At 69.2% G+C, this 22637-nt stretch carries 23 protein-coding genes; 14 read left to right on the forward strand and 9 right to left on the reverse strand.

Features of this window, described 5'->3' with window-relative positions; translation table 11 throughout:
* Position 1 precedes the first annotated feature (1 nt).
* The gene (locus AC5Y43_RS04590) at positions 2–1552 is read left to right on the forward strand and encodes an HD domain-containing phosphohydrolase (protein WP_499969820.1); all 1551 of its coding nucleotides are present in this window, start codon (positions 2–4) and stop codon (positions 1550–1552) included.
* Positions 1553–1606: 54 nt separating this feature from the next.
* Here the strand turns inward: AC5Y43_RS04590 and AC5Y43_RS04595 are convergent, their stop codons facing one another.
* Positions 1607–3340, reverse strand: coding sequence for an ABC transporter ATP-binding protein/permease (locus AC5Y43_RS04595; RefSeq protein WP_499969821.1), 1734 nt, complete (start codon positions 3338–3340; stop codon positions 1607–1609).
* A 183-nt stretch (positions 3341–3523) separates the two neighbouring features.
* On the opposite strand from AC5Y43_RS04595, the gene mddA reads away from it, so the two are divergent.
* From mddA to AC5Y43_RS04610, 3 genes are all read left to right on the forward strand, one after another.
* Positions 3524–4279 (forward strand): methanethiol S-methyltransferase, encoded by a 756-nt coding sequence (gene mddA, locus AC5Y43_RS04600; RefSeq protein WP_499969823.1) that lies wholly within the window; start codon positions 3524–3526, stop codon positions 4277–4279.
* Between the two features lie 73 nt (positions 4280–4352).
* The gene (locus AC5Y43_RS04605; protein ID WP_499969825.1) at positions 4353–4835 is read left to right on the forward strand and encodes a cation:proton antiporter regulatory subunit; all 483 of its coding nucleotides are present in this window, start codon (positions 4353–4355) and stop codon (positions 4833–4835) included.
* Positions 4836–4839: 4 nt separating this feature from the next.
* Positions 4840–5985 carry a cation:proton antiporter gene (locus tag AC5Y43_RS04610; RefSeq protein ID WP_499969827.1) on the forward strand — a complete coding sequence of 382 codons (1146 nt, stop codon included), beginning with the start codon at positions 4840–4842 and terminating at the stop codon, positions 5983–5985.
* 3 nt (positions 5986–5988) lie between these two features.
* On the opposite strand, the gene AC5Y43_RS04615 is transcribed toward AC5Y43_RS04610, so the two are convergent.
* Positions 5989–6504, reverse strand: a complete 516-nt coding sequence (locus AC5Y43_RS04615; protein ID WP_499969829.1) for an Rv3235 family protein — start codon at positions 6502–6504, stop codon at positions 5989–5991.
* 198 nt (positions 6505–6702) lie between these two features.
* Here AC5Y43_RS04615 and AC5Y43_RS04620 point away from each other — a divergent pair, with 198 nt between their 5' ends.
* The 5 genes from AC5Y43_RS04620 (at position 6703) to AC5Y43_RS04640 (ending at position 12102) form a co-directional block, all read left to right on the forward strand.
* The gene (locus AC5Y43_RS04620; RefSeq protein ID WP_499970427.1) at positions 6703–8121 is read left to right on the forward strand and encodes a WS/DGAT/MGAT family O-acyltransferase; all 1419 of its coding nucleotides are present in this window, start codon (positions 6703–6705) and stop codon (positions 8119–8121) included.
* Positions 8122–8164: 43 nt separating this feature from the next.
* Positions 8165–8998, forward strand: coding sequence for a polyphosphate kinase 2 (ppk2, locus tag AC5Y43_RS04625; protein ID WP_499969831.1), 834 nt, complete (start codon positions 8165–8167; stop codon positions 8996–8998).
* A 1-nt stretch (position 8999) separates the two neighbouring features.
* Entirely contained in the window at positions 9000–9497 is a 498-nt protein-coding gene (locus AC5Y43_RS04630) for a DUF6912 family protein (RefSeq protein ID WP_499970429.1), read from the forward strand.
* Between the two features lie 99 nt (positions 9498–9596).
* Positions 9597–10739, forward strand: coding sequence for a ferredoxin reductase (locus AC5Y43_RS04635; protein WP_499969832.1), 1143 nt, complete (start codon positions 9597–9599; stop codon positions 10737–10739).
* An 88-nt stretch (positions 10740–10827) separates the two neighbouring features.
* Entirely contained in the window at positions 10828–12102 is a 1275-nt protein-coding gene (locus tag AC5Y43_RS04640; RefSeq protein WP_499969833.1) for a fatty acid desaturase family protein, read from the forward strand.
* 75 nt (positions 12103–12177) lie between these two features.
* Here AC5Y43_RS04640 and AC5Y43_RS04645 read toward each other — a convergent pair whose 3' ends face one another.
* Entirely contained in the window at positions 12178–12576 is a 399-nt protein-coding gene (locus AC5Y43_RS04645) for an Rv1352/Rv1906c domain-containing protein (RefSeq protein WP_499969835.1), read from the reverse strand.
* A gap of 40 nt (positions 12577–12616) precedes the next feature.
* On the opposite strand from AC5Y43_RS04645, the gene AC5Y43_RS04650 reads away from it, so the two are divergent.
* Positions 12617–13153 carry a hypothetical protein gene (locus tag AC5Y43_RS04650; protein WP_499969837.1) on the forward strand — a complete coding sequence of 179 codons (537 nt, stop codon included), beginning with the start codon at positions 12617–12619 and terminating at the stop codon, positions 13151–13153.
* A gap of 232 nt (positions 13154–13385) precedes the next feature.
* Positions 13386–14462, forward strand: a complete 1077-nt coding sequence (locus AC5Y43_RS04655; protein WP_499969839.1) for an alpha/beta hydrolase — start codon at positions 13386–13388, stop codon at positions 14460–14462.
* Here the strand turns inward: AC5Y43_RS04655 and AC5Y43_RS04660 are convergent.
* From AC5Y43_RS04660 to AC5Y43_RS04670, 3 genes are read right to left on the reverse strand one after another with little or no spacing between them, the layout of a single operon-like run.
* Positions 14449–14952 carry a DUF302 domain-containing protein gene (locus tag AC5Y43_RS04660; RefSeq protein WP_499969840.1) on the reverse strand — a complete coding sequence of 168 codons (504 nt, stop codon included), beginning with the start codon at positions 14950–14952 and terminating at the stop codon, positions 14449–14451. The two genes, AC5Y43_RS04655 and AC5Y43_RS04660, sit on opposite strands and share 14 nt — an antisense overlap.
* Positions 14939–15898 carry a carbon-nitrogen hydrolase family protein gene (locus tag AC5Y43_RS04665; RefSeq protein ID WP_499969841.1) on the reverse strand — a complete coding sequence of 320 codons (960 nt, stop codon included), beginning with the start codon at positions 15896–15898 and terminating at the stop codon, positions 14939–14941. Before AC5Y43_RS04665 ends, AC5Y43_RS04660 begins: the two co-directional genes overlap by 14 nt.
* A 13-nt stretch (positions 15899–15911) precedes the next feature.
* Positions 15912–17087 (reverse strand): thiolase family protein, encoded by a 1176-nt coding sequence (locus tag AC5Y43_RS04670; protein WP_499969843.1) that lies wholly within the window; start codon positions 17085–17087, stop codon positions 15912–15914.
* An 88-nt stretch (positions 17088–17175) separates the two neighbouring features.
* Between AC5Y43_RS04670 and AC5Y43_RS04675 the strand changes: the two genes are divergently transcribed.
* A complete protein-coding gene (locus AC5Y43_RS04675; RefSeq protein WP_499969844.1) occupies positions 17176–17649 on the forward strand; it encodes a winged helix-turn-helix transcriptional regulator in 474 nt (157 codons plus the stop codon).
* A 102-nt stretch (positions 17650–17751) separates the two neighbouring features.
* Here the strand turns inward: AC5Y43_RS04675 and rsgA are convergent, their stop codons facing one another.
* Both rsgA and aroA read right to left on the reverse strand, forming a co-directional pair.
* Positions 17752–18732 (reverse strand): ribosome small subunit-dependent GTPase A, encoded by a 981-nt coding sequence (gene rsgA, locus AC5Y43_RS04680; protein ID WP_499969846.1) that lies wholly within the window; start codon positions 18730–18732, stop codon positions 17752–17754.
* Positions 18729–20012, reverse strand: coding sequence for a 3-phosphoshikimate 1-carboxyvinyltransferase (aroA, locus tag AC5Y43_RS04685; RefSeq protein ID WP_499969848.1), 1284 nt, complete (start codon positions 20010–20012; stop codon positions 18729–18731). Before aroA ends, rsgA begins: the two co-directional genes overlap by 4 nt.
* Before the next feature lie 43 nt (positions 20013–20055).
* On the opposite strand from aroA, the gene AC5Y43_RS04690 reads away from it, so the two are divergent.
* Positions 20056–20829 (forward strand): SOS response-associated peptidase, encoded by a 774-nt coding sequence (locus AC5Y43_RS04690; protein ID WP_499969850.1) that lies wholly within the window; start codon positions 20056–20058, stop codon positions 20827–20829.
* Between the two features lie 221 nt (positions 20830–21050).
* Positions 21051–21920, forward strand: a complete 870-nt coding sequence (locus AC5Y43_RS04695) for a 3-hydroxyacyl-CoA dehydrogenase family protein (RefSeq protein WP_499969851.1) — start codon at positions 21051–21053, stop codon at positions 21918–21920.
* On the opposite strand, the gene AC5Y43_RS04700 is transcribed toward AC5Y43_RS04695, so the two are convergent.
* On the reverse strand, positions 21905–22594 hold the full coding sequence (locus tag AC5Y43_RS04700; RefSeq protein ID WP_499969853.1) for a DUF4386 family protein: 690 nt from the start codon (positions 22592–22594) through the stop codon (positions 21905–21907). The two genes, AC5Y43_RS04695 and AC5Y43_RS04700, sit on opposite strands and share 16 nt — an antisense overlap.
* Positions 22595–22637 lie beyond the last annotated feature (43 nt).

Genomic DNA, 22637 nt, shown 5'->3' on the forward strand with positions numbered 1-22637 from the left:
GGTGCCCTTCGACACAGCCGTATCGCGGACTGAGATTTTGTCGGCGCTGTCTCTGGCGATCGACCTTGGGCTCGGGCAACCGATGGATCACATGCTGCGATCCGCGGCGATGGGCACGAGGCTTGCCGAGCGGCTTGGGCTCGGCGAGCGCGAGCGCGGGACCGTTTTCTACACCGGTCTGGTGATGTGGATCGGGTGTCACGCCGACTCGCACGAGTACGCGCGGTGGTTCGGCGACGACATTGCGGTGCGACACGACAGCCACTTCGTCGACTGGTCCGGCGCGCCGTTTCGGCGATTTCTCGTGGGCAACCTCGGCCGTGGGTCGGCGTTGCCGAAACGAGCGCAGTTGGCGGCCAAACTGTTCTTGGACGCGCGCGGGAATCTCGGCGCGTTGATGCGGTCCCATTGCCTGTCGGCGGCGTTGCTCGCCGACGAGATCGGGCTGGGCGCGGACGTCTGCGAAGCCCTTCCCTTCGCGTACGAGCGGTGGGATGGCAGCGGTCTTCCCGCCGGCGCGGCCGGGGACCAGATACCCGTGGCGATGCGGGTGGCGCAGCTCGCCGACATCGCCGAAGTGCACCACCGCGCCCACGGCGCCGGGGCCGCGGTCGCGGAGGTGCGCCGCCGGAGCGGAAAACAGTTCGACCCGAATATCGTGGCAGCGTTCACGGCGGCCGCCGACGAGCTGTTGCGCGAGGACGAAGATGTCTGGTCGACCGCTGCCGAGTTGGCGCCGGATCCCCAAGAAACGCTGGACGATCCCGCGCTCGACCGCCTCTTGTGCGCGATGGGGGATTTTGCCGACTTGAAATGCCCGTTCACCCTTGGGCATTCCCGCGCCGTGGCCGAGCTGGCCCAGAACGCCGGGAAATGCGCCGGGCTGCCGCAGGAAGAGGTCGACGTCCTGCGCCGCGCGGGCTACGTTCACGACCTCGGTCGGATCGGTGTGTCCAACCGGGTGTGGGAAAAGCCGGGTGAATTGACCCACGCCGAACGAGAGCGGATGAATCTGCATCCGTATTTGACCGGCAGGATCTTGGCGCGGGTCGGTGGACTCAAAGCCATCCGCGAGGTCGCGGTGGTCCATCACGAACGACTGGACGGGTCGGGCTATCCGAATGGCCTTCGGGGTGACGACCTGTCGGTGCGCGACCGGGTATTTGCCGCCGCCGAAAGCTACTGCGGCTCAATGGAACCACGGCCGTATCGCGATGCACTCGACGAGGATGCCGCGGCTGGACGACTTCGAAGCGAAGCGACCCGCGGCCGCCTCGACGGCGACGCGGTCGAGGCCGTACTGGAGGCCGCGGGCCACCGGCCGTTACGGCGTGCCGCGAGGCCGGCGGGACTGACTCGCCGCGAGGCCGAGATATTGCTTCATGTCGCGCAGGGGTCCTCCAACCGTGAGATCGCCTCGGCCCTTTGGATTTCCGAGAAAACCGTACGCAATCACGTTGAGCACATCTATGCCAAGATCGGGGTTTCGAACCGGATCGGGGCCAGCTTGTACGCGACACGGCACGGCCTGACCGGCAGCGCGCCCACCTGAGTATCTGCTCGCCCGGTCAACGCCGCGGCCCAGGGATGCAACAGCGCGCCGCCGTCATCGGGTGGATGCGCCGGGCCGGGATCGCCGGTCCAGCACCCATGCGGTTGCCAGCGTCAGGGCCACCGCGAACGAGGCGAGCGCGATGAGACTGGTGGTGGTGCCTCCCTGGAAGGCGTGATGGTAGGCGGACATGGCCGGCAGCGTGCTGCTGTAGCGGTCGAGGTCCAGGTCGCGACCCAACGCGTCGAACGCGTGGCGGTTGGACAGCACCAGGCTCATCAGGCGCCCGGGGGTGGCCATCTGGTCGACGGGGACGATGGCGCCACCGAACAGAACCTGGGGGAAGCACAGCATCGGCAGGGCCAGGGCCGCCTGCGCGGCGTTGGAGACGGCGGCCGAGGCGAAAAGGCCCAGGGCCAGTGCCGACGTCGCCTCGATCACGATCGTCGCGAACAGCGAGGCGTAGACGCCCCACCCGAGAGCGGGGAGCCGACCCAGTGCGCGTAGCACAACCAGCAGCACCGCGCTCACTCCCGCCAGAACCGGCAGCAGCGCCGTCACCTTCGACGCCACGTAGGCGCCCACGCTGAGCCCGGACAGGCGTTCGCGCCGGAACACGGCCATTTCGCCGACGATCTGAAGCAGGCCGTAGGTCAGGCCGAAGAAGAAGCCGTCGAACGCGATCCAGAACACGATCTGCGCGGGGCCGACGTCGGCCGCGCTGCCCGGATCGAACGCGCCGCGTTTGAACAGCGTCGCCATCATCGCCGTCACCAGCACCGGCGAGCCGAGCAGGATCGCGAGGGTCAGTCGATTGCGGGCGAGCACATCGACATTTCGCCGGGTGAGCAGCCACCATTGCCGGACCATGCCCGTGCGCTTGACGTCGGTCCGTGCGGCCGTAAGCGGCGGTAGCGGCGCCGCGGGCCGGGTAGTCGAGTTCAGCCGGCTCTCCGCGAATCTCTGCGCCCAGATCTGCGGGGTGTGCTCGCCGGCCAGGCGCTCATACACCTCGGTGAGGCGTTCTGCTCCGAAGTAGCGCCGCGCCGCGGTGGGAGTGCCGGTGAAGGCCAGGTGGCCGTCGCGGGCCAGGAATACCACCCGGTCACAGCGGTCGATGCCCGCCGGCTCGTGTGTCGTCAGCACGATGGTGATCCCGCGCCGGCTGAGCCGGCGCAGCAGGCGCATCACGTCGGCCGCGGTGGCGGGGTCGAGGCCGGACGTCGGTTCGTCGAGGAAGAAGAGGCGGGGCCGGGTGAGCAACTCCACGGCGATGCTGGCCCGCTTGCGTTGACCGCCGGACAGCGCACGCACCGGAACGTCGGCGCGGTCGGCCAGGTCGAGATCGCGCAGGGTTTCGTCCACGATCCGTTCGGCGTCGGCCGCGGGCGTTCCCGCCGGGAGCCGCAGCAGCGCCGCGTACCGCAGCGTGCGGCGCAGCGGCATCTCCAGATGGATGATGTCGTCCTGGGGCACGTAACCGATCGCCGGGCCGGCGCCGGGGCGACATGCGACGCCGTCGTGCAAAAGCCTTCCCGCGGAAGGCGGTTGCAGTCCGGCGAGGATCTCCAGCAATGTCGTCTTCCCGGCTCCGCTGCCGCCGGCGATGGCGATCAGTTCGCCGGGTTGTACCGAGAGTGACAGCTGGTGAAGGATCTGGCGGTCGCCGACGCGCCGGCTGATGCCAACCGCGTCGACCCGAACGCCCTCGGGTGGCCGGGCCACGCGATCTGATCGCCGGATATCGAGCGGCTCGACGGTCGTTGCCGTGCATATGGATTCGGTCATGATGTGGCCTCCGTGGTTACCCGAAATCTGTCACCTGCGATCATCGGTTCGCCGTCGCCACGGCCGCATGGGGCATTCGCCTCAACTCAGGAGGAATAGTCAATTCTGACTAGGGCGCCGTCGCGCGAAGTTGAGGCAAATGACCTATATACGCCCGGGCGCGCGCGGCGGACACTGGGGACCATGAAGCGCTACCTGATCGTCGCCTACGGCGCGGCGGCCTACCTGCTGTTCCTCGCCGCGTTCCTGTATCTCATCGCCTTCGTGGGCAACCTCTTCGTGCCGCGCACCGTCGATCACGGGCTGACCGCGTCCATCGGCCAGGCGGTGCTGGTCAACGTGTTGCTCGTGGGCGCGTTCGGCGTCCAGCACAGCGTCATGGCGCGGCCGTCGTTCAAGGCGTGGTGGGCCCGATTCGTGCCCGACTCCATCGAGCGCAGCACCTACGTGGTGGCCTCGAGCGCGGTGCTGGTGCTGCTGTATTGGCAGTGGCGAACGATGCCGGCGATCATCTGGGACGTGCGCCAACCGGCCGGGCGCGCGGTGGTGTGGGCCGTGTTCTGGCTGGGCTGGGCGATCGGGCTGGCATCGACGTTCATGGTGAGCCACTTCGACCTGTTCGGCCTGCGCCAGGTGTATCTGGCGTGGCGTGGAAAGTCGTACAGCCACATCGGGTTTCACGCGCGGTGGCTCTACCGGCTGGTGCGCCACCCGCTGATGCTCGGTCTGCTCATCGCCTTCTGGTCGGCGCCCACGATGACCGCCGGGCACCTGCTGTTCTCGTTCGCGATGACGGGCTATGTCCTGATCGGCGTGCACTTCGAAGAGCGCAATCTCGTCGACGCGCTGGGTGACGAATACCGCGAGTACCGCCGCGACGTGCCGATGCTGGTCCCGCACCCGGCCCGGCACCCGGCCGAAACCGTTGGCCAGCACTAACTCTCGCTTAGCAGGCCCGCGGCGGTAACGCACCGCGGTTGACGGTCCCGGCGCACCTGTAAAGATGGGTGTCATGGATGTCAAGGAGGTGCTGCTGCCGGGCGTCGGTCTCCGATACGAATTCACCAGCCACAAGGGCGAGCGGATCGGCATCATCGCACGTCGCGGCGGCGACTTCGACGTCGTCCTGTACGGCGCCGACGACCCCGATCAGGCCCGGCCGGTTTTGCACCTGGCCGACGACGAGGCCGAGGCCGTCGCCCAGATACTGGGCGCGCCCCGCATCGCCGAGCGGTTCACCGAACTGTCCCGGCAGGTGCCCGGCCTCGAGACGGGGCAGGTTCACGTCGTGGCCGGCAGCCCCTTCGCGGGCCGTCCGCTTGGTGACACCCGGGCCCGCACCCGCACGGGGGCGTCGATCGTGGCGATCGTGCGCAACGACGAAGTGCTCGCCTCGCCCGGTCCGGCCGAAGTGCTGCACGCGCGAGACGTGCTGATCGTCATCGGCACCGAAGACGGCATCGCGGGCGTCGAACAGATCATCGACAAGGGCTGAGCAGGTGCAGGTTTCGGGGGCGCTGCTGCTACAACTCGGCGCCCTCCTGGCCACGCTTGCCGTGCTGGGCGGCGTGGCGCGCCGCCTGGCGTTGTCCCCCATCCCGGTCTATTTGCTGGCGGGCCTGTCGCTGGGCAAGGGCGGGCTGCTGTCGGTCGCCGCGGCCGGCGAGTTCATCGAGACGGCCGCGCCGATCGGGGTGGTGCTGCTCCTGCTGACCCTGGGCCTGGAATTCTCGGCGACCGAATTCGCCAGCAGCCTGCGCCACCACCTGCCGTCCGCCGCCGTCGACATCGTCCTCAACGCCACGCCCGGCGCGGTGGCCGGCTGGCTGCTGGGCCTGGACGGCGTCGCCATCCTGGCCCTGGCCGGGGTCACCTACATCTCGTCGTCGGGCGTCATCGCGCGGCTGGTGCAGGATTTGGGCCGGCTCGGTAACCGCGAGACGCCGGCGGTGCTGTCGGTGCTGGTCCTCGAGGACTTCGCGATGGCGGCCTACCTGCCGCTGTTCGCGGTGCTGGCGGCGGGGGGTGGCTGGGTGCGGGCCGTCGCCGGCATGGTCGTCGCGGTCGGCGCGCTGCTGGCCGCGTTTGCCGCGTCCTACCGGTGGGGACACCACGTCGGCCGGCTGGTCGAGCACCCCGACTCCGAGCAGCTGCTGCTGCGGGTCCTGGGCATCACGCTGATCGTCGCGGCGGTGGCCGAGGTCCTGCATGCCTCGGCCGCCGTCGGCGCGTTCCTGGTGGGCCTCACGCTGACCGGTGCGACGGCCGATCGGGCGCGCCAGGTGCTGGGCCCGCTGCGCGACCTGTTCGCCGCCATCTTCTTCCTGGCGATCGGCCTGTCGGTCGACCCGAAGGAGCTGCTGCCGATGTTGCCGGTGGCGCTGGCCCTGGCCGCGGTCACCGCGGCGACGAAGGTGGCCACCGGGGTCGTGGCCGCCCGCCGCGACGGCGTGGCCCGGCGCGGGCAGCTGCGCGCGGGTACCGCGCTCATCGCCCGCGGGGAGTTCTCGCTGATCATCATCGGCCTGGTCGGCACGTCCATCCCCGGCGTCGCAGCGCTGGCGACGTCGTACGTCTTCGTGATGGCGATCGCGGGGCCGGTGCTGGCCCGGTACGTGGGAGGCGCGCCCACGCCCGCTGCCTGATCGTCAGCCGATGTGCAGGGCGACCACCAGCCACCGGGCGCCGCCGGCGCCGCCGTGCACCCGTTCCACGCGGCAGGCGATGGCGTGCACCCGGTGCCCGCGGCTGTAGGACCCGAACACCTCGGCGGCGGCCTCGGGGTCGCGGTGGCCCGCCGGTTGCAGCCGCGTGCGGCGCAGCACCGCGGCGCCGTGCCGCGTGGGTGGGCGGCGACCGATGGAGAGCACGGAGTCCACCAGGCCGGGCGCGAGCACGGGCCGCAGCTGCGCGGCGGGGCGTCGCCGGTCGATGACTTCGAGCACCCGGCGCAGCGCGGCGTCGGCGAAGACCGCCGCCTGGCGCATCGGCTCGGAGGTGGCCGCGGGCCCGGCCGTCGGCTTCCTGCCCGGTTGGGCGGGGTGCGGCCGGCGGGGTGCCTGCGGGCGGTGGCGCGGCGACGCGTGGGGCTGCGGCCGGCACCGGGGGACGTCTCGCCGTGGCGGCTCGTAGTCGACGACGGGCGTCACGGCGAAAACGGTCAACGCGCACTCTCCATCGGATCGACGCTGCTGGAGAGTGGCAGACGGGGTGGTCAGTGGTCATCATGGCACAGCGTGAGCCGGCGCGTATGCGCGCCGATCGCGCCGTGGCGCACCCGTGGCGAGCCCCGCCCCGCGTCGGCGATTACCGTGGGCGGGAACATCCGTTCACTTAACGAAAACCAGGAGGACAGCGCCGCAATGGTGACCCGGTTGTCCCCGGCGGACGCCTCCTTCTACCGGCTGGAGAACACGGCCACCCCGATGTATGTCGGGTCGCTGTCCATCCTGCAGCGCCCACGGGCGGGATTGAGCTACGAGAAGCTGCTGGCCACCGTCGAGCAGCGGCTGGCCCAGATACCGCGCTACCGGCAAAAGGTTCGCGAACTGCGGATCGGCATGGCCAGGCCGGTGTGGATCGACGACAACGAGTTCGATATCACCTATCACGTGCGCCGCTCGGCGCTGCCGTCGCCGGGCAGCGACGAGCAGCTGCACGAGCTGGTCGCGCGGCTGGCCGCGCGCCCGCTGGACAAGTCGCGACCGCTCTGGGAGATGTACCTGGTCGAGGGCCTGGCCAAAAACCGGGTCGCCCTCTACACCAAGTCCCATCAGGCGTTGATCAACGGGATGACGGCGCTGGAAATCGGCCACGTGATCGCCGACCGGACCCGACGCCCGCCGCCGTTTCCCGAGGACATCTGGATACCGGAACGCGACCCCGGCCACATGCGGCTGGTGCTGGGGGCGATCGGCGACTGGGCGGCGGGGCCCGGCACGCAGCTGCAAGCCGCCGGGTCCGCGGTGACCGGGCTGGTGACCGATGCCGGTGCGCTGCTCGAGGCAGGCCGCCGCGTGGCCGACATCGCGCGGGCGGTGGCGCGCGGCACGGCGCCCAGCAGCCCGCTCAACGCCACCGTCTCGCGCAACCGGCGGTTCACGGTGGCCCGCGGCAGCCTCGAGGACTACCGCACGGTGCGCGCGCGCTACGACTGCGACGTCAACGACGTGGTGCTCGCCGTGGTGGCCGGCGCGCTGGGCAACTGGCTGCTGTCCCGCGGGGAGGCGGTCGCGCCGACCGCGACGGTGCGTGCGATGGCGCCGCTGTCGGTCTACGCCGATGAGCAACTGGACTCGACCGGCCCCGGCCAGATGATCAGCCAGGTCACCCCCTTCCTGGTGGATTTGCCGGTGGGGGAGGCCAATCCGGTGGTGCGGCTGTCGCAGATCGCCCACGCCACGGAGTCCAACCCGACCGCGGCCAGCCTGGTCGACGCCCGCACGATCGTCACCCTGTCGGGTTTCGCGCCACCGACGCTGCACGCCATGGGAATTCGGGTTGCGACGAGCTTTCCGAGTTTTTCCAAGCGCACCTTCAACCTGTTGATCACCAACGCCCCGGGCGCCCAGTCGCAGATGTACATCGCCGGCGCCAAGCTGCTGGAGACCTACGCCGTCCCACCGCTGCTCAACCAGCAGGCACTGGCGATCAGCGTGACGTCCTACAACGGCATGCTGTACTTCGGGATCAATGCCGACCGCGATGCGATGAGCGATGTCGACCTGTTGCCGGGCCTGCTGAACCAGGCCCTGGAGGAACTTCTCGAGGGTTCCCGTTGAGTGGCCGGGTGAAATCCGGTGCCTGGATCTATCATTCGTTGGTGTGAGCACTCAGACGACCGGCGGTCAGCCGGCCCCGCGCAAAATCTCCGGCGCCGTCTACGAGTCCGAATTATTCCGGCTCCAAACGGAATTCGTGAAGTTGCAGGAGTGGGTGCGGCACACCGGTGCGCGTATCGTCGTGGTCTTCGAGGGGCGCGACGGGGCCGGCAAGGGTGGAACCATCAAACGGATCACCGAATACCTCAATCCCCGCGTGGCCCGCATCGTGGCGCTGCCCGCCCCGACCGATCGCGAACGCGGCCAGTGGTATTACCAGCGCTACATCGCGCACCTGCCCGCCAAGGGCGAAATAGCGCTGTTCGACCGGTCGTGGTACAACCGTGCGGGCGTCGAAAAGGTCATGGGATTCTGTACGCCGCAAGAGCATGCGCTGTTCTTGCGGCAGACGCCCATTTTCGAACAGATGCTCATCGACGACGGGATCCTGTTGCGCAAGTACTGGTTTTCCGTCTCCGAGGCCGAGCAGCTGCGCCGGTTCAAGGCGCGGCTGAATGACCCTGTGCGGCAATGGAAACTCAGCCCCATGGACATGGAAGCGCTGTATCGGTGGACGGACTATTCGCGCGCCAAGGACGAGATGATGGTCCACACCGACATCCCGGCCAGCCCGTGGTACGTCGTGGAATCGGACCTCAAGAAGCACGCGCGGCTGAACATGATGGCGCATCTGCTGTCCACGATCTCCTACCACGACGTCGGGCGGCCGAAGGTCAAGCTGCCCGAACGTCCGGTGGTGAGCGACAATTACCGGCGCCCGCCCCGTGAGCTGTCCCGCTACGTGGATGACTACGCGGCCACACTGATCGGGGGCTGAAATTCAGGTCTACATCCCGGCCACCCTGGCGATGCTGCAACGCCTCGTGGCCGACGGCTCGCTGCGGCCGGTCAACGGCACCGCGTTCGCGCTGACGCCGCGGCTGCGCGAGGCCTACGCCGAGGGCGACGACGACGAGCTCACCGAGGTGGCGCTGCGCGAGGCGGCGCTGGCGTCGCTGCGGCTGCTGGCCGATGACGCCGAGGCCGGCCTGCCGCCCCGGCGCGCCGTGCTGGCCGCCGAGGCCGATGACGTCACCTACCGTCCCGATCTCGACGACGCCGTCGTGCGGCTCGGCGCGCCCGTCACGCTCGACCGGGTCGTCGCCGCCTACGTCGACAACGCCGCCGCCGAGCCCGACGTTGCCCGGGCGATCGAGGACATCGACGCCGCGGACCTGGGCGACGAGGACGCCGGGCTGGTCGTCGGTGACGCGATGGACCACGACCTTGCGTGGTACGCGACCCAGGAGCTGCCGTTCCTACTCGACCTGCTTTAGCCTCGCACTGTGACGCAGTCCTGACCAGCGCATCTGGATACGGCACCGTAGGTTACGGTACCGTAGCCTTTTGGAGGGCGTCGTGAGCAGGAGCTTTTAGTGGGCAAGCAATACGCACCGGTCACCGCCAATGTCGGGGAGACCAAGCGCCCGGCCGTCGCCGGGGCGGATCGGCATCCGGGCTGGAACACGCTGCGCAAGATCGCCGCGCGCATCACCACGCCGCTGTTGCCCGACGACTATCTGCACCTGGCAAACCCGCTGTGGTCGGCGCGCGAACTGCGGGGCCGCATCCTCGAGGTACGCCGGGAGACCGAGGATTCCGCGACCCTGGTGATCAAGCCGGGCTGGGGTTTCAGCTTCGACTACCAGCCGGGCCAGTACATCGGGATCGGGCTGCTGGTGGACGGTCGCTGGCGCTGGCGGTCCTACTCGCTGACTTCAAGTCCGGTAGCGCCCGGCTCCGATCGCACGGTGACCATCACCGTCAAGGCGATGCCCGAAGGTTTCCTGTCCACCCACCTGGTGGCCGGCGTCGAGCCCGGGACCATCGTCCGGCTGGCCGCGCCGCAGGGCAACTTCGTCCTGCCCGACCCGGCGCCGCCGTCGATCCTGTTTTTGACGGCCGGCTCCGGCATAACGCCGGTGATGTCGATGCTGCGAACGTTGGTGCGCCGCAACCAGATCGGCGACATCACCCATCTGCATTCGGCGCCCACCGAAGCCGAGGTGATGTTCGGTGCCGAGCTGGCCCAGTTGGCCGCCCGCGAGCCCGGCTATCGGCTGCAGGTGCGCCAGACGCGCACCCAGGGCCGCCTCGACCTCGCCGCGCTGGACCACGAGGTGCCCGACTGGCGCGAGCGTCAGACCTGGGCGTGCGGGCCGGAGGGCCTGCTGGCGCGGGCCGAGAAGCTGTGGTCTTCGGCGGGCGTCGGCGACCGGCTGCACCTGGAGCGCTTCGCCGTGTCCAAGGCCGCACCCGCCGGGGCCGGCGGCACAGTTACGTTCGCCCGCAGCGGGCGCGCCGTTGCGGCTGATGCCGCGACGTCGTTGATGGACGCGGGGGAGGGCGCCGGCGTGCAGATGCCGTTCGGCTGCCGGATGGGCATCTGCCAGTCCTGTGTGGTCAGTCTGGTCGACGGCCACGTGCGCGACCTGCGGACCGGCGCCGAACACGATCCCGGAACCCGGATCCAGACCTGTGTGTCGGCCGCTTCCGGCGATTGTATGCTCGATATTTAAAGGCTACTCACAGGTAACCTACGGTTTCGTAGGTTACGATGGCGTAGGTAATGCGATCGAAAAGACGACCGATAGGGAGAAGAAGACGATGGCGATCACCGACGTCGACGTATTCGCCCATCTGACGGACGCCGACATCGAAGGCCTGGCCGTTGAGCTGGATGCCATCCGCCAGGACATCGAAGACTCTCGCGGGGCGAAAGACGCCCGCTACATCCGCCGCACCATCGCCGCGCAGCGCGCGCTCGAGGTGGCCGGCCGGCTGGTGCTGGCCGCCAGTTCGCGGCGTTCGGCCTGGTGGGCGGGCACCGTGACGCTGGCGGTGGCCAAGATCGTCGAGAACATGGAGATCGGCCACAACGTCATGCACGGCCAGTGGGACTGGATGAACGACCCGGAGATTCACTCCTCGACGTGGGAGTGGGACATGAGCGGGTCGTCCAAGCACTGGCGCTACACCCACAACTTCGTGCACCACAAGTACACCAACATCCTCGGAATGGACGACGACGTCGGCTACGGCCTGCTGCGCGTCACCCGCGACCAGCGCTGGAAGCGCTTCAACACCTTCAACTTGCTGTACAACACCATGCTTGCGCTCCTCTTTGAATGGGGCGTCGGGCTGCAGCACGTCGAGCTCGGCAAGATCGTCAAGAAACGGATGGACGGGGACGAAGCCCGGCAGCGGACCGACGAGTTCCTGGCCAAGGCGGGCCGCCAGGTACTCAAGGACTACGTCGCGTTCCCGGCGCTGACCGCGCTGTCGCCCGGCGCGACGTACCGGTCCACGTTGACGGCGAACGCGGTCGCCAACGTGATCCGCAACGTGTGGGCCAACGCCGTCATCTTCTGCGGCCATTTCCCGGACGGCGCGGAGAAGTTCACCAAGACCGACATGATCGGCGAAACCAAGGGGCAGTGGTACCTGCGCCAGATGCTGGGCAGCGCCAACTTCGAGGCCGGGCCGGCGCTGCGGTTCATGAGCGGCAATCTCTGCCACCAGATCGAGCACCACCTCTATCCCGATCTGCCGAGCAACCGGCTGCACGAGATCTCGGTGCGGGTGCGCCAGGTCTGCGACAAGTACGACCTGCCCTACACCACGGGCTCATTCCTGCTGCAGTACGGCAAGACGTGGCGAACCATCGCCAAGCTGTCGCTGCCGAACAAGTACCTGCGCGACGATGCCGACGACGCGCCGGAGACGCGCAGCGAGCGGATGTTCGCGCAACTGGAGCCCGGTTTCGGCGGCACCGACCCGGCGACCGGACGGCGACGGGGCCTGAAGACCGCGATCGTCACCGTGCGGGGGTGGCGGCGCGCCAAGCGGGCCGCGAAGGCCGCAACCCGCGACGCCGCCTAAAGCCCTTGCGCCGAGCGTGAATTGGTTGCGAAAATCCGCGCCGAAACTCGCGACAGTTTCACGTTCGGCGCGGCGTTAGCCGGACCGCTGCCAGGTGCCGCATCGTTTCGTCAGGAACGCGGCGTCGCTGGGCAAAATCGCCACCACCGCGGGGCCGGAGGCGTTGTCGTTGTCGATGATGTCGTTGGTGGCCAGCGTCCTCAGGCGTGCCCAATAGCAATCGGCCCGGCCGCTGCTGCGGTACGTGCCCGCCACGATGTCCACCCCGACCTGGTAGGTGCCGTCGGCGGTGATGGTCGTTTTGGGCCCGGGCGGCGGCGGCGGGGTGAAGGTCACCGTCTGGGTTTGGGTGACCGGGGGCAGCGTCGAGGTGACGGTGACGGTCTGGGCCGCCGGGTGGCCCTGGGTCCCGCAACCCGCCAGCACCGCCGGAACCACGAGGACCGCCGCAATGACTGTTTTGCTTGCCTGCACGGAATGGGAGAGTAGACGGAGGCATAGGGAAAGGCACGCGATGTTCGCAGCGTTCGGATTCGAAACCCTGGGGGTGGTCGTCGGGGACATGTATTTCGTCGACCCGCGCCCACTCACCGGCCAGGAGACCCCGGAGCGTGGGGTCAGGCTGGAGCTGCGCCTCGTCGACCGCGACGAGCCGCGCGGGTCGATCTACGCCGGCGTCCCGATCGCCTTCACCCGCCCGGCGTGGCGGGTGGACCTGTTCGGGTCCACCGAGAGTCCCCCCGGCACGCTGGACCGCGCCCACCACCACCCCCGCTTCGACGGGTGGGAACCCGGCCGCCGGCACTTCGTCCCCGAGTTGTCGGCCGACCCGGTGTCGTGGCTGGCCGGTCAGCTGGCCGACCCGGACACCGTGCTGGCCAGGGCGGGAATCGATCCCGGCGAGGTCAGCGAGGCCGATAAGGCGGGGCTCGTCGCGTCGGCCCCGGACATCGTCGCCGCGGTGAAGCGGATGCTCGACGGCGTGCGCGACGGGACCCTGGCCCCGGCCCCGCCCGAGCCGGTCGCCGCGGCCCGCACCGGTTGGCTCTGACTTCGATCCGGCGCATCAAGCCGATGACAACCGAACAGCTCGACCGGCCGTCAACCGGCAGCCGGCGCCGAGCGCCCCGGGCGGTGTTGGCGATCGTTGCCGCTGCGGTTGATCAACATCCTGATGGTTCCGGCCGCGGTGATGATCGAGCGGGCAAGTGGTCGACATGGATGAGCGCCCGGCCCGAAGGGCGTCCACGCTCGACGACCGCCGATGTCGCCGTTTGTCGTCAATGACGCGCAAGCGACCCCACCCGCGCTCGCTCACGGCGACCAACGCGGCGCTTCGCGCCGGCGTGAAAGTTGTGCCATGGATTCCGTCCTGGCTCAAGCGCTTGCTCGCCGGCGGCAGGCGGGTCACCATCGACGGCAACACCCTTGACCCCACGCTTCAGCTGATGATGGCCGCCCAACGGCGCACCCGTACCGGGGGCCTGTCGGCGGCCGGCGATCCCGAATCCGCCCGCGCCCTGATGCGAAGCTCGCACGCGGTGATGGCCACCCACATCGCCGTTGCCGTCACCGATTTCACGGTTCCCGGTCCCGCCTGCCCCCTCCCGGTGCGGCACTACCGACCGCCGGCCGCGGGGGCGGCGCCGTTGCTTGTCTTTTTCCACGGCGGCGGTTTTGCCGTGGGCGACATCGAATCCCACGACGGGCTGTGCCGGATGGTCTGCAGGGACGCCGCGATACATGTGTTGTCGGTGGACTACCGGCTGGCACCGGAACACAAGGCCCCGGCGGCGGTTGACGACTGCGTCGCGGCCTACCGATGGGCGCTGGGGCACGCCGCGGAGCTGGGCGCGGACCCGTCCCGAATCGGCGTTGGCGGCGACAGCGCGGGCGGCAACCTGGCGGCGCTCGTCGCGCTGCGCGGCCGCGACGAGGGCCTTCCGCAACCGGCGCTGCAGGTGCTGCTCTACCCGGTGCTCGACCTGTCCGCGAAAACGCCGTCACGCGCGTTGTTTGCCGAGGGGTTCTTCCTGTCCGAGCGCGACACACAGTGGTTCAACGACCTGTATCTGGACGGCAGCGATCTGGCGCCCGACGATGCCCGCGTGTCTCCGCTGAAGGCGACTGACCTATCAGGCCTTGCGCCGGCCCTGGTGCTCACCGCGGGATTCGATCCGCTGCGCGACGAGGGCAATGCGTACGCGGCGGCCCTACGGTCGGCCGGCGTTGAGGTGGACCATCGTCAATTCGGTTCACTGACACACGGATTCGCCAGCATGGCGCCGTTCGGAGGCGGCAGCGCCGACGCGATCACGGTCACCATCTCGGCGATCCGGGACCACCTCAACCGCCGCTGAGGGTGGTCACCTTGGCCGCCAGCTCGGCCAGCTTGGCGTCCAGTTGCTTCGCCGCGCCGAGCAACTCGGGATTCGTTTCGACCACCATCAGCGTCGACGGCCGCACGTACGTCAGGCTGCTGCCTGTGCCCTCATCGGCCAGCAGCAGCTCGACGGGGGCGAACAGGCCCGCGGTCACGTCGTGGCGCAACATTGTGATGGCGATCAGCGGGTTGCCGAGGATGACGCGGAGCGCCTTGCGGTCGATCCCGGCCTTGGTGATCCAGCCACCGTGATCGAACAACCCGAACAGCATGAATCCGCTTGGGCCAACGTGGGACTCAACCTCGTCCCGGTAGGACTCCCAGGTGTGGAACGTCGCCGAAAGTTCGTCGATCGGAACCGGCTTTTCGCCGATGTCGGCCAGCAGCGCGGCCACCAGTTCGTCGTAGCTCTTGGCGCTGTCGTAACGCACCCGGATGCCGTCGAAGCGGGTTTCAGACACTGACATGCTCGACCTCCTCGAGTTCGATGTGCTCGTGCACGGGCGCGCGAGGGGTGCGATCTATCCGCAGGCTCAGCAGTTCGGGCCGGCCGTAGTGGCCGCCGGCATCCATCAGGACCTTCCGGGTGTTGATCAGCGACAAGTCGAGATCGGCGACGACCTCGCCCTCGCCGGTGCGCAGCGGCTCGCCCAGGTACTCGCCCTGGGGCGTGATGATCGCGGTGAATTGACCACCCGAGATCGGGCCGATCGGGCAACCCGTGTCGGCCATGATCTGCGCCTGCTGATCGGCGTCGAGCCACGCGGTCGCATTGACGACGAACACGCCCGACTCGAGCGCGTGATTGCGCACGCTGATCTCCATCTGCTGGGCGAACAAGTCGCCCCCGAACGATCCGGGAAACATGCTCGAGTGGATCTGCTCGCCGTCGGCGATCAAGGCGTAGCGGGCCAGTGCGTTGAAGTGCTCATAGCACGCCAACTGCCCGATGCGCCCGACCGCGGTGTCGACCGCGCGCAGTCCGCTGCCGTCGCCCTGGCCCCACACCATTCGTTCGTGGTAGGTCGGCATGATCTTGCGGCGGCGCTGCAGGAGGGCGCCGTCGGAATCGAACAACAACTGGGTGTTGTACAACGAGCCGCCGTCGCGCTCGTTGACGCCGATCGACACCACCATGGCGGCCGCACGCGCCGCCTCGGCGATCGCATCGACCGCCGGCGACGGGATGGTCACGGCCCGATCCAGCAGCTTGAGGTGCTCGGCGCGCATCTCGAAGGGACGCTGGACGAAAGAGAAATAGGGATAGTAGGGGACCACAGTTTCCGGGAACGTCGCGAACTGCACGTCCTGCCGGGACAGCTGCTCGATCTTGGCTACCACCCGTTCGATCGTGCCCTCCCGGCTGTACAACACCGGGCTGAGTTGAACTGCGGCTGCGCGGATTACGTCCATCGCCCGCTCCCTTCTAGTCGAGCCGCTCGATGATGGTGGCGTTGGCCATGCCGCCGCCCTCGCACATCGTCTGCAGGCCGTACCGTCCGCCGTGCTGATGCAGGGCGTTGACGAGCGTGGTCATGATGCGCGCGCCGCTGGCGCCCAGCGGGTGGCCGATCGCGATGGCGCCGCCGTTGACGTTGGTCTTGGCCAGATCCGCGCCGGTGTCCTGCGCCCACGCGAGCACGACGGGCGCGAACGCCTCGTTCACCTCGAACAGGTCGATGTCGGCCAGCGTGAGACCCGCACGGGCCAACACCTTTTCGGTGGCGGGGACGACCCCGGTCAGCATGTAGAGCGGGTCGGAGCCGACGACGGTCGTGGTGTGGATGCGCGCCAGCGGGCGCAGGCCCAGCCTGCCCGCGACCTCGCTGGTGGTGATGAGCACCGCGGCGCTGCCGTCGGACAGCGGCGAGGAGTTGCCCGGCGTGATCTCCCAATTGATCTGCGGGAAGCGCGCTTCGGCCGCCTCGCTGTAGAACGCCGGCTGCAGCCCGGCCAGGGTCTCGACCGTCGTGCCGGGCCGGATGATCTCGTCGGTGTGCAGCCCGGCGATCGGAATGAGCTCGTTGTCGAACAGGCCCTCCTTGGTGGCGCGGGCGGCCTTCTCGTGGCTGCCGGCGGAGAACTCGTCGAGCTGGGCGCGCGAGAGGCCCCACTTCGCGGCGATCAACTCGGCGCTGATCCCCTGCGGCACCAGGCCGTCGGGGTAGCGCTGGGCCATATCGTGGCCGAACGGGTCGCTGCCCGGTAGCACCGAGGTGCCCATCGGGACGCGGCCCATGGACTCCACGCCGGCGGCGATGACGAGGTCGTAGGCGCCGGCGAGCACACCCTGGGCGGCGAAGCTGATGGCCTGCTGGCTGCTGCCGCACTGGCGGTCGATCGTGACGCCGGGCACCGACTCCGGGAACCCCGCGCCCAGCAGCGCGTTGCGGGCGATGTTGACGGCCTGGTCGCCGACCTGGGCGACGGCGCCGGCGATCACGTCGTCGACCTGCGCGGGGTCGACGCCGGTGCGGGCCACCAATTCCCGCAGGGCGTGCGCCAGCAGGTCGGCGGGCAGCACGTCGTGCAGCGCACCGCTGGCCTTGCCCTTGCCGATCGGGGTGCGGACCGCCCCGACGATGACGGCGTCGCGGTTCATGGCTCCTCCTTAAGCTGAGTATTCTTTGCTATATTCAGCTGTAACACCTGGGTATACTAAAAGCAACCCAGACCGGGAGGTGATCTACATGACATTTCTGCAGGGCGCCCTGGCGGACCGGGAGAACTGGTCGGCGGTCGGCGAATGTGCGATCGAGAAGACCATGACCGTCGTCGGCACCAAGTCCGCGATGCTGATCATGCGCGAGGCGTACTACGGCACGACGAGGTTCGACGACTTCGCCCGGCGGGTCGGAATCACCAAGGCGGCCACGGCGGCGCGACTGGCGGAACTGGTTGAGTTCGGCCTGCTGGCGCGGCGGCCCTACCGCGAGCCCGGCCAGCGCGCCCGCGAGGAGTACGTGCTCACCGAGGCCGGCATCGATTTCATGCCGGTGGTCTGGGCGATGTTCGAGTGGGGCCGTCGCCACCTGCCGGGCCGCCACCGGCTGCGGCTGACGCACCTGGGCTGCGGCGCCGAGGCGGGCGTCGAAATCCGTTGCGCCGAGGGGCATCCGGTGCCGCCGAACGAGCTCGGCGTGCGGCTCGCCAAGTCTGGTTGAGCGCCGCCGGCCGTCACCAGGCGCCGCGAGCGGCCGCAAATGCACGCCTCACGCGGCGTGTCGGCGTACAGACGCGCACGCTCGGCGGGGGTGGCGGGGGCGTCACTGCTCCCGCAGCACCGCGAGCAGCCGGCGCGCGGCGGCGACGCGGCGGGCCGCGGGCCCGGACAGCGCGTCCAGCGCGCACTCGGGATCGGCCGGCGGGCCCATGTGCCCGCAGCCGCGGGGGCAGTCGGCGATCGCCTCGGCCAGGTCCGAGAAGGCCATCAGCACGTCGTCGGGCTCGATGTGGGCCAGCCCGAACGAGCGGATGCCCGGGGTGTCGATCACCCAACCGTCGGAGTCCAGCGGTAGCGCGACCGACTGGGTCGACGTGTGCCGCCCCCTGCCGATATCCGTCACCTCGCCCACGGCCCGATCCGCCTCGGGCACAAGGCGATTCACCAGCGTCGACTTACCGACGCCGGAATGCCCGAGCAGCACGGTGATCTTGCCGGCGAGCAGGCCGGCGACCGCCAGCAGGGGGTCGTCGACGCCGGCGACGACCACCGTCAGGTCCAGGTCCACGAACTGCTCGGCGAACGGTTCCGGCGGGGCGAGGTCGGTCTTGGTCAGGCACAGGATCGGGGTGAGTCCGCCCGCGTAGGCGGCGATCAGCGCCCGGTCCACCAGCCCGGTGCGCGGCGGCGGGTCCGCGAGCGCCACCACCATCAGCAGCTGGTCGGCGTTGGCGACCACCACCCGCTCGGTGGGATCGGTGTCGTCGGCGGTGCGCCGCAACACCGTTCGGCGCTCGCCGCGGCGCACGATGCGGGCAAGGGTGTCGGGCCGGCCGGACAGGTCGCCGACCAGGTCGACGTCATCGCCGACGACGATGGGGGTGCGGCCCAACTCGCGCGCCCGCATCGCGGTGACCCGGCGCTCGGGCCGGCCGCCCAGCACGCACCCCCAGCGCCCGCGGTCGACGCTGACCACCATCGCGGGCTCGGCGTCGGCGTGCTCGGGACGGGTCTTGGTGCGCGGTCGCGAGCCCCTGCCGGAGCGGACCTTGACGTCGGACTCGTCGTAGTCGCCGGGCCTCAACCGCGGGGCTCCAGCATGCGCGCCCACAGTTGCGGAAACTCCGGCAGCGTCTTGGCGGTGGCGCCGATGTCGTCCACCTCGACCCCCGCGACGCGTAGCCCGATGATGGCGCCCGCCATCGCCATTCGGTGGTCGGCGTACGCGCGCCAGATGCCCCCGCGCAGCGGCCTCGCGGTGATCACCAGGCCGTCGGGCGTCTCGGCGCAGTCGCCGCCCAGGCGGTTGATCTCGGTGCTCAGCGCGGCGAGCCGATCGGTCTCGTGGCCCCGCAGGTGGGCGACGCCGGAAAGGCGCGACACCGATCCCGGGGTGGCCAGCGCGGCCAGCGCTGCCACCGACGGTGTCAGCTCGCCGACGGCGCTCAGGTCCACGTCGAAGCCGCCGTAGTCGCCCGACCCCCGCGCCTCGAGGGACGAATCGGTATGGCTGACAACGGCATTGAGCTTGCCCAGGACGGCCAGTATGTGCTCGGCGGGTTGCACGCTGGTCGCCGGCCAGCCGGTGATGCGCACCGTTCCGCCGCTGACAATCGCGGCGGCCAGGAACGGCACGGCGTTGCTCAGATCGGGTTCGACGTCCCAGTGCCGGGCCGCGACGGCGCCGGCGGGCACCCGCCAGCGATTGGCGACCGAATCGTCGACGTCGACGCCGGCCTGGCGCAGCATCACGATCGTCATCTCTATGTGCGGCGCCGAGGGCACCGCGGAACCGGTGTGTTGGACTGTCAGGCCTTCGCTGAACGACGCCGCGGCCAGCAGCAGGCCCGACACGAACTGCGAGGACGCCGACGCGTCGATGGCGACGGTGCCACCGGCGACTGATCCACGGCCGTGCACCCGGAACGGCAGTCGGGTGCCGTCGATGCCGACGCCGAGGCCGCGCAGCGCATCCAGGAGAGGGGCGATCGGCCGGGCCCGCGCCTGCTCGTCGCCGTCGAAAATGACCGGGACGGCGGCCAGCGCCGCCAGCGGCGGGACGAAGCGCAGGACCGTGCCGGCCAGCCCGCAGTCAACGGTGGCGCCGGGGCCGGGGGAGATTCGCCCGCTGACCGTCAGCTCGGGCCCGGCGCCGTCGACGGCCAGGCCCAGGGTGCGCAGCGCCCCGATCATCAACTCGGTGTCCCGGCTGCGCAGCGCGCCGCCGATGGTGGACTCGCCGTGGCCCTGCGCGGCGGCCAGCCCCGCCAGCACCAGCGCCCGGTTGGTCTGCGACTTCGAGCCGGGGACGGTCACGGTCGCGTGCACGGCGGACGCCGCAAGGGGTGCCGGCCATGTGCTCACCGGTCCATCATCGCCTGTCGCGTGGTTCGGGCACCATGGAGGCATGTGCGGGCGTTTCGCGGTGACGACGGATCCGGCGCTGCTGGCGCAGAAGATCAAGGCGATCGACGAGGCGACCGGGACCGCACCCATCCCCGAGGCGCCCAACTACAACGTGGCCCCCACGACGACCATCGCCACGGTGGTCACGCGGCACACCGAGCCGGAGGATGACCCCACCCGCCGCGTGCGGCTGATGCGCTGGGGGCTGATCCCGCCCTGGGCCAAGGCCGGGCCCGACGGGGCGCCCGAGGGCAAGGGCCCGCTGCTGATCAACGCCCGCGCCGACAAGGTCACCAACTCGCCGGCGTTCCGATCGAGCGCCAAGTCCAAGCGGTGCCTGATCCCGATGGACGGCTACTACGAATGGCGCGTCAATTCCGAGGTCGCCGGCAAGAAATCGCCGAAGACTCCGTTCTTCATGTACCGCGAGGACGGCGAGCCGCTGTTCATGGCGGGTTTATGGTCGGTCTGGAAACCAAAGGGGCAGCCCGCCCAGGACGCACAGCCGCTGCTGAGTTGCACGATCATCACCACCGATGCGCCCGGCGAGCTCGCCGAGATCCACGACCGGATGCCTCTCGTTGTGCCCGAACGGGATTGGGACCGCTGGCTGAACCCGGACGCCCCGATCGACGAAAAGCTGCTGACCCGCACGCCCGACGTGCGCGGCATCCGGATGCGCGAGGTGTCGACGCTGGTCAACAACATCCGCAACAACGGGCCGCAACTTCTCGAGCCGGTCGAGCAGCAATCGGACCAGATGAAACTGCTGTAGCGGCGTGCGCGACGTGGGTACGCTCTCGTCCTAGGTCGATGACCCGGGTCGGAGGTCAGGCCCGGCGCCACCAGCACCGGCGGAAACGGCGATACCGGCGGGCTATTCGACGCACCCGGAAATAGCGGGATGGGTTAGCCACATGCCGGAAGCGTGATGGCTAAGCCAAAGTGACACAGAAGATTTGAGTGCGGGTTGTCGGCACCGCTTAAGATACCTGTGTGACCGGCTCGTACACCTACACCTTCGACGACATCCGTGACCGCCCGGTGGCGGTGATCGGCGCGGGTACCTTGGGGCGGCGCATCGCGATGATGTTCGCCAGCCGCGGCGGAACGGTGCGCATCCACGCGCGCCGCGCCGAACAGCTCGCCGAGGCGACCCACTACGTGGCGGAGGCCCTGCCAAGAGTGTTGCAGCAGCGCGGGTTTGGTGAAGCCGGCGTCGCGGCGGCGGCGGCCTCGCTGGAGGAGGCGCTGGACGGCGCGTGGCTCGCCGTGGAATCCGTCCCGGAGAAGCTCGAGATCAAGGTTCCGCTGTGGGGCGAGATCGACCGGGCGGCGCCGCCGGACACCATTTTCGGGACCAACTCGTCGTCGTACCCGTCGCGGCTGATGGCCGAAAACGTGCGGGACAAAACCCGGTTGTGCAACACGCACTTTCATATGCCACCGGAGCTCAACGCCGTGGACGTGATGTCGGACGGCCAGACCGACCGCGGCCTGCTCGACACCCTGCTGACCGTGCTGCCCGAGTTCGGTGTCTATCCCTTCGAGGTGCGTAAGGAGTCGACCGGCTTCATCTTCAACCGCATCTGGGCGGCGATCAAGCGCGAGTCGCTGGCGGTGGTCGCCGAGGGCGTGGCACGCCCCGAGGACGTCGACGGGATGTTCAAGCTCAACTGGGGCGTGGCGGCCGGGCCGTTCCAGATGATGGATTTCATCGGCCTCGACGTCGTGCTCGACATCGAGAACCACTACGCCGAGGAGTTCCCGCACCTGCCGGTAAGCGTGCGGGAGCTGCTGCAGAGCTACGTCGACGCCGGCAAGCTCGGCGTCAAGACCGGCGAGGGCTTCTACACATACTCTTGAGCCGCCGCCTCGACCGGGACCTTCGTGCGGATTACCGCGATCGATGTGCCGAGATACCACAGCACCGTCGAGGCGGCCGGTGCCCAGGCCGAGAAGCCGCCCTCGATGCTGAACGGCCCGGTGCGGAAGAACACGCCCGCGGTCCCGAGCAGATTTACTGCCAGCGCCAGCACCGCCAGGTATGCGGTCCATCTCGGCAGCACGCCATTTGCGAAGACGCAGTAGGCATACGCAAAGGCCGTCGCCGCCATGAAAAAGCCCCACAAGCCGATGAGAACACCCGGGAAGTGCACTCCGATGGCGAAGACGATTGCGGCCGGCAACCCTTCGGCATGCTGGGCGACGGCAATTTGTATGGCCTGCGTTACCAGCAGCAGCGTGGCGACGGCAGCGGTGCCGAGCAGGAAGATTCCCGGAAGGTAGCCGCTGTCGTCTGATGTGCGCAAGACCCGGTGCACCGCAACGGCGAACACCAACATCAGGGGCGCCGCCAACGCGTACATCCATGCCTGTGTGACCAACTCGGAATGATTTGCGATGAAGAAGTTGCGGTAGGTGACGGCATCGCCATTCGCCTCCGGCGGAGCACCGGTGAGTGTTGCAGCGATTACGGCTACGAGGACGTAGACGAGGCCCGCGATGCCGCCCAACCGAATCGACCGGTTATCTCGCATAGCTATCCTCACCTGGCCCTTCTGTCTGGTGGCTTGAGGGTAC

Source organism: Mycobacterium sp. NGS57, from assembly GCF_059812405.1.

Excerpts from the sequence above, each read along its gene's own strand:
- mddA (WP_499969823.1), top strand. The coding sequence starts at position 3,524 with ATGAAGCGCTACCTGATCGTCGCCTACGGCGCGGCGGCCTACCTGCTG.
- AC5Y43_RS04655 (WP_499969839.1), top strand. The coding sequence starts at position 13,386 with ATGACGCGCAAGCGACCCCACCCGCGCTCGCTCACGGCGACCAACGCG.
- AC5Y43_RS04605 (WP_499969825.1), top strand. The coding sequence starts at position 4,353 with ATGGATGTCAAGGAGGTGCTGCTGCCGGGCGTCGGTCTCCGATACGAA.
- AC5Y43_RS04700 (WP_499969853.1), bottom strand. The coding sequence starts at position 22,594 with ATGCGAGATAACCGGTCGATTCGGTTGGGCGGCATCGCGGGCCTCGTC.
- AC5Y43_RS04665 (WP_499969841.1), bottom strand. The coding sequence starts at position 15,898 with ATGGACGTAATCCGCGCAGCCGCAGTTCAACTCAGCCCGGTGTTGTAC.
- AC5Y43_RS04620 (WP_499970427.1), top strand. The coding sequence starts at position 6,703 with ATGGTGACCCGGTTGTCCCCGGCGGACGCCTCCTTCTACCGGCTGGAG.
- AC5Y43_RS04670 (WP_499969843.1), bottom strand. The coding sequence starts at position 17,087 with ATGAACCGCGACGCCGTCATCGTCGGGGCGGTCCGCACCCCGATCGGC.
- AC5Y43_RS04690 (WP_499969850.1), top strand. The coding sequence starts at position 20,056 with ATGTGCGGGCGTTTCGCGGTGACGACGGATCCGGCGCTGCTGGCGCAG.
- AC5Y43_RS04595 (WP_499969821.1), bottom strand. The coding sequence starts at position 3,340 with ATGACCGAATCCATATGCACGGCAACGACCGTCGAGCCGCTCGATATC.
- AC5Y43_RS04675 (WP_499969844.1), top strand. The coding sequence starts at position 17,176 with ATGACATTTCTGCAGGGCGCCCTGGCGGACCGGGAGAACTGGTCGGCG.
- AC5Y43_RS04640 (WP_499969833.1), top strand. The coding sequence starts at position 10,828 with ATGGCGATCACCGACGTCGACGTATTCGCCCATCTGACGGACGCCGAC.
- AC5Y43_RS04650 (WP_499969837.1), top strand. The coding sequence starts at position 12,617 with ATGTTCGCAGCGTTCGGATTCGAAACCCTGGGGGTGGTCGTCGGGGAC.
- AC5Y43_RS04660 (WP_499969840.1), bottom strand. The coding sequence starts at position 14,952 with ATGTCAGTGTCTGAAACCCGCTTCGACGGCATCCGGGTGCGTTACGAC.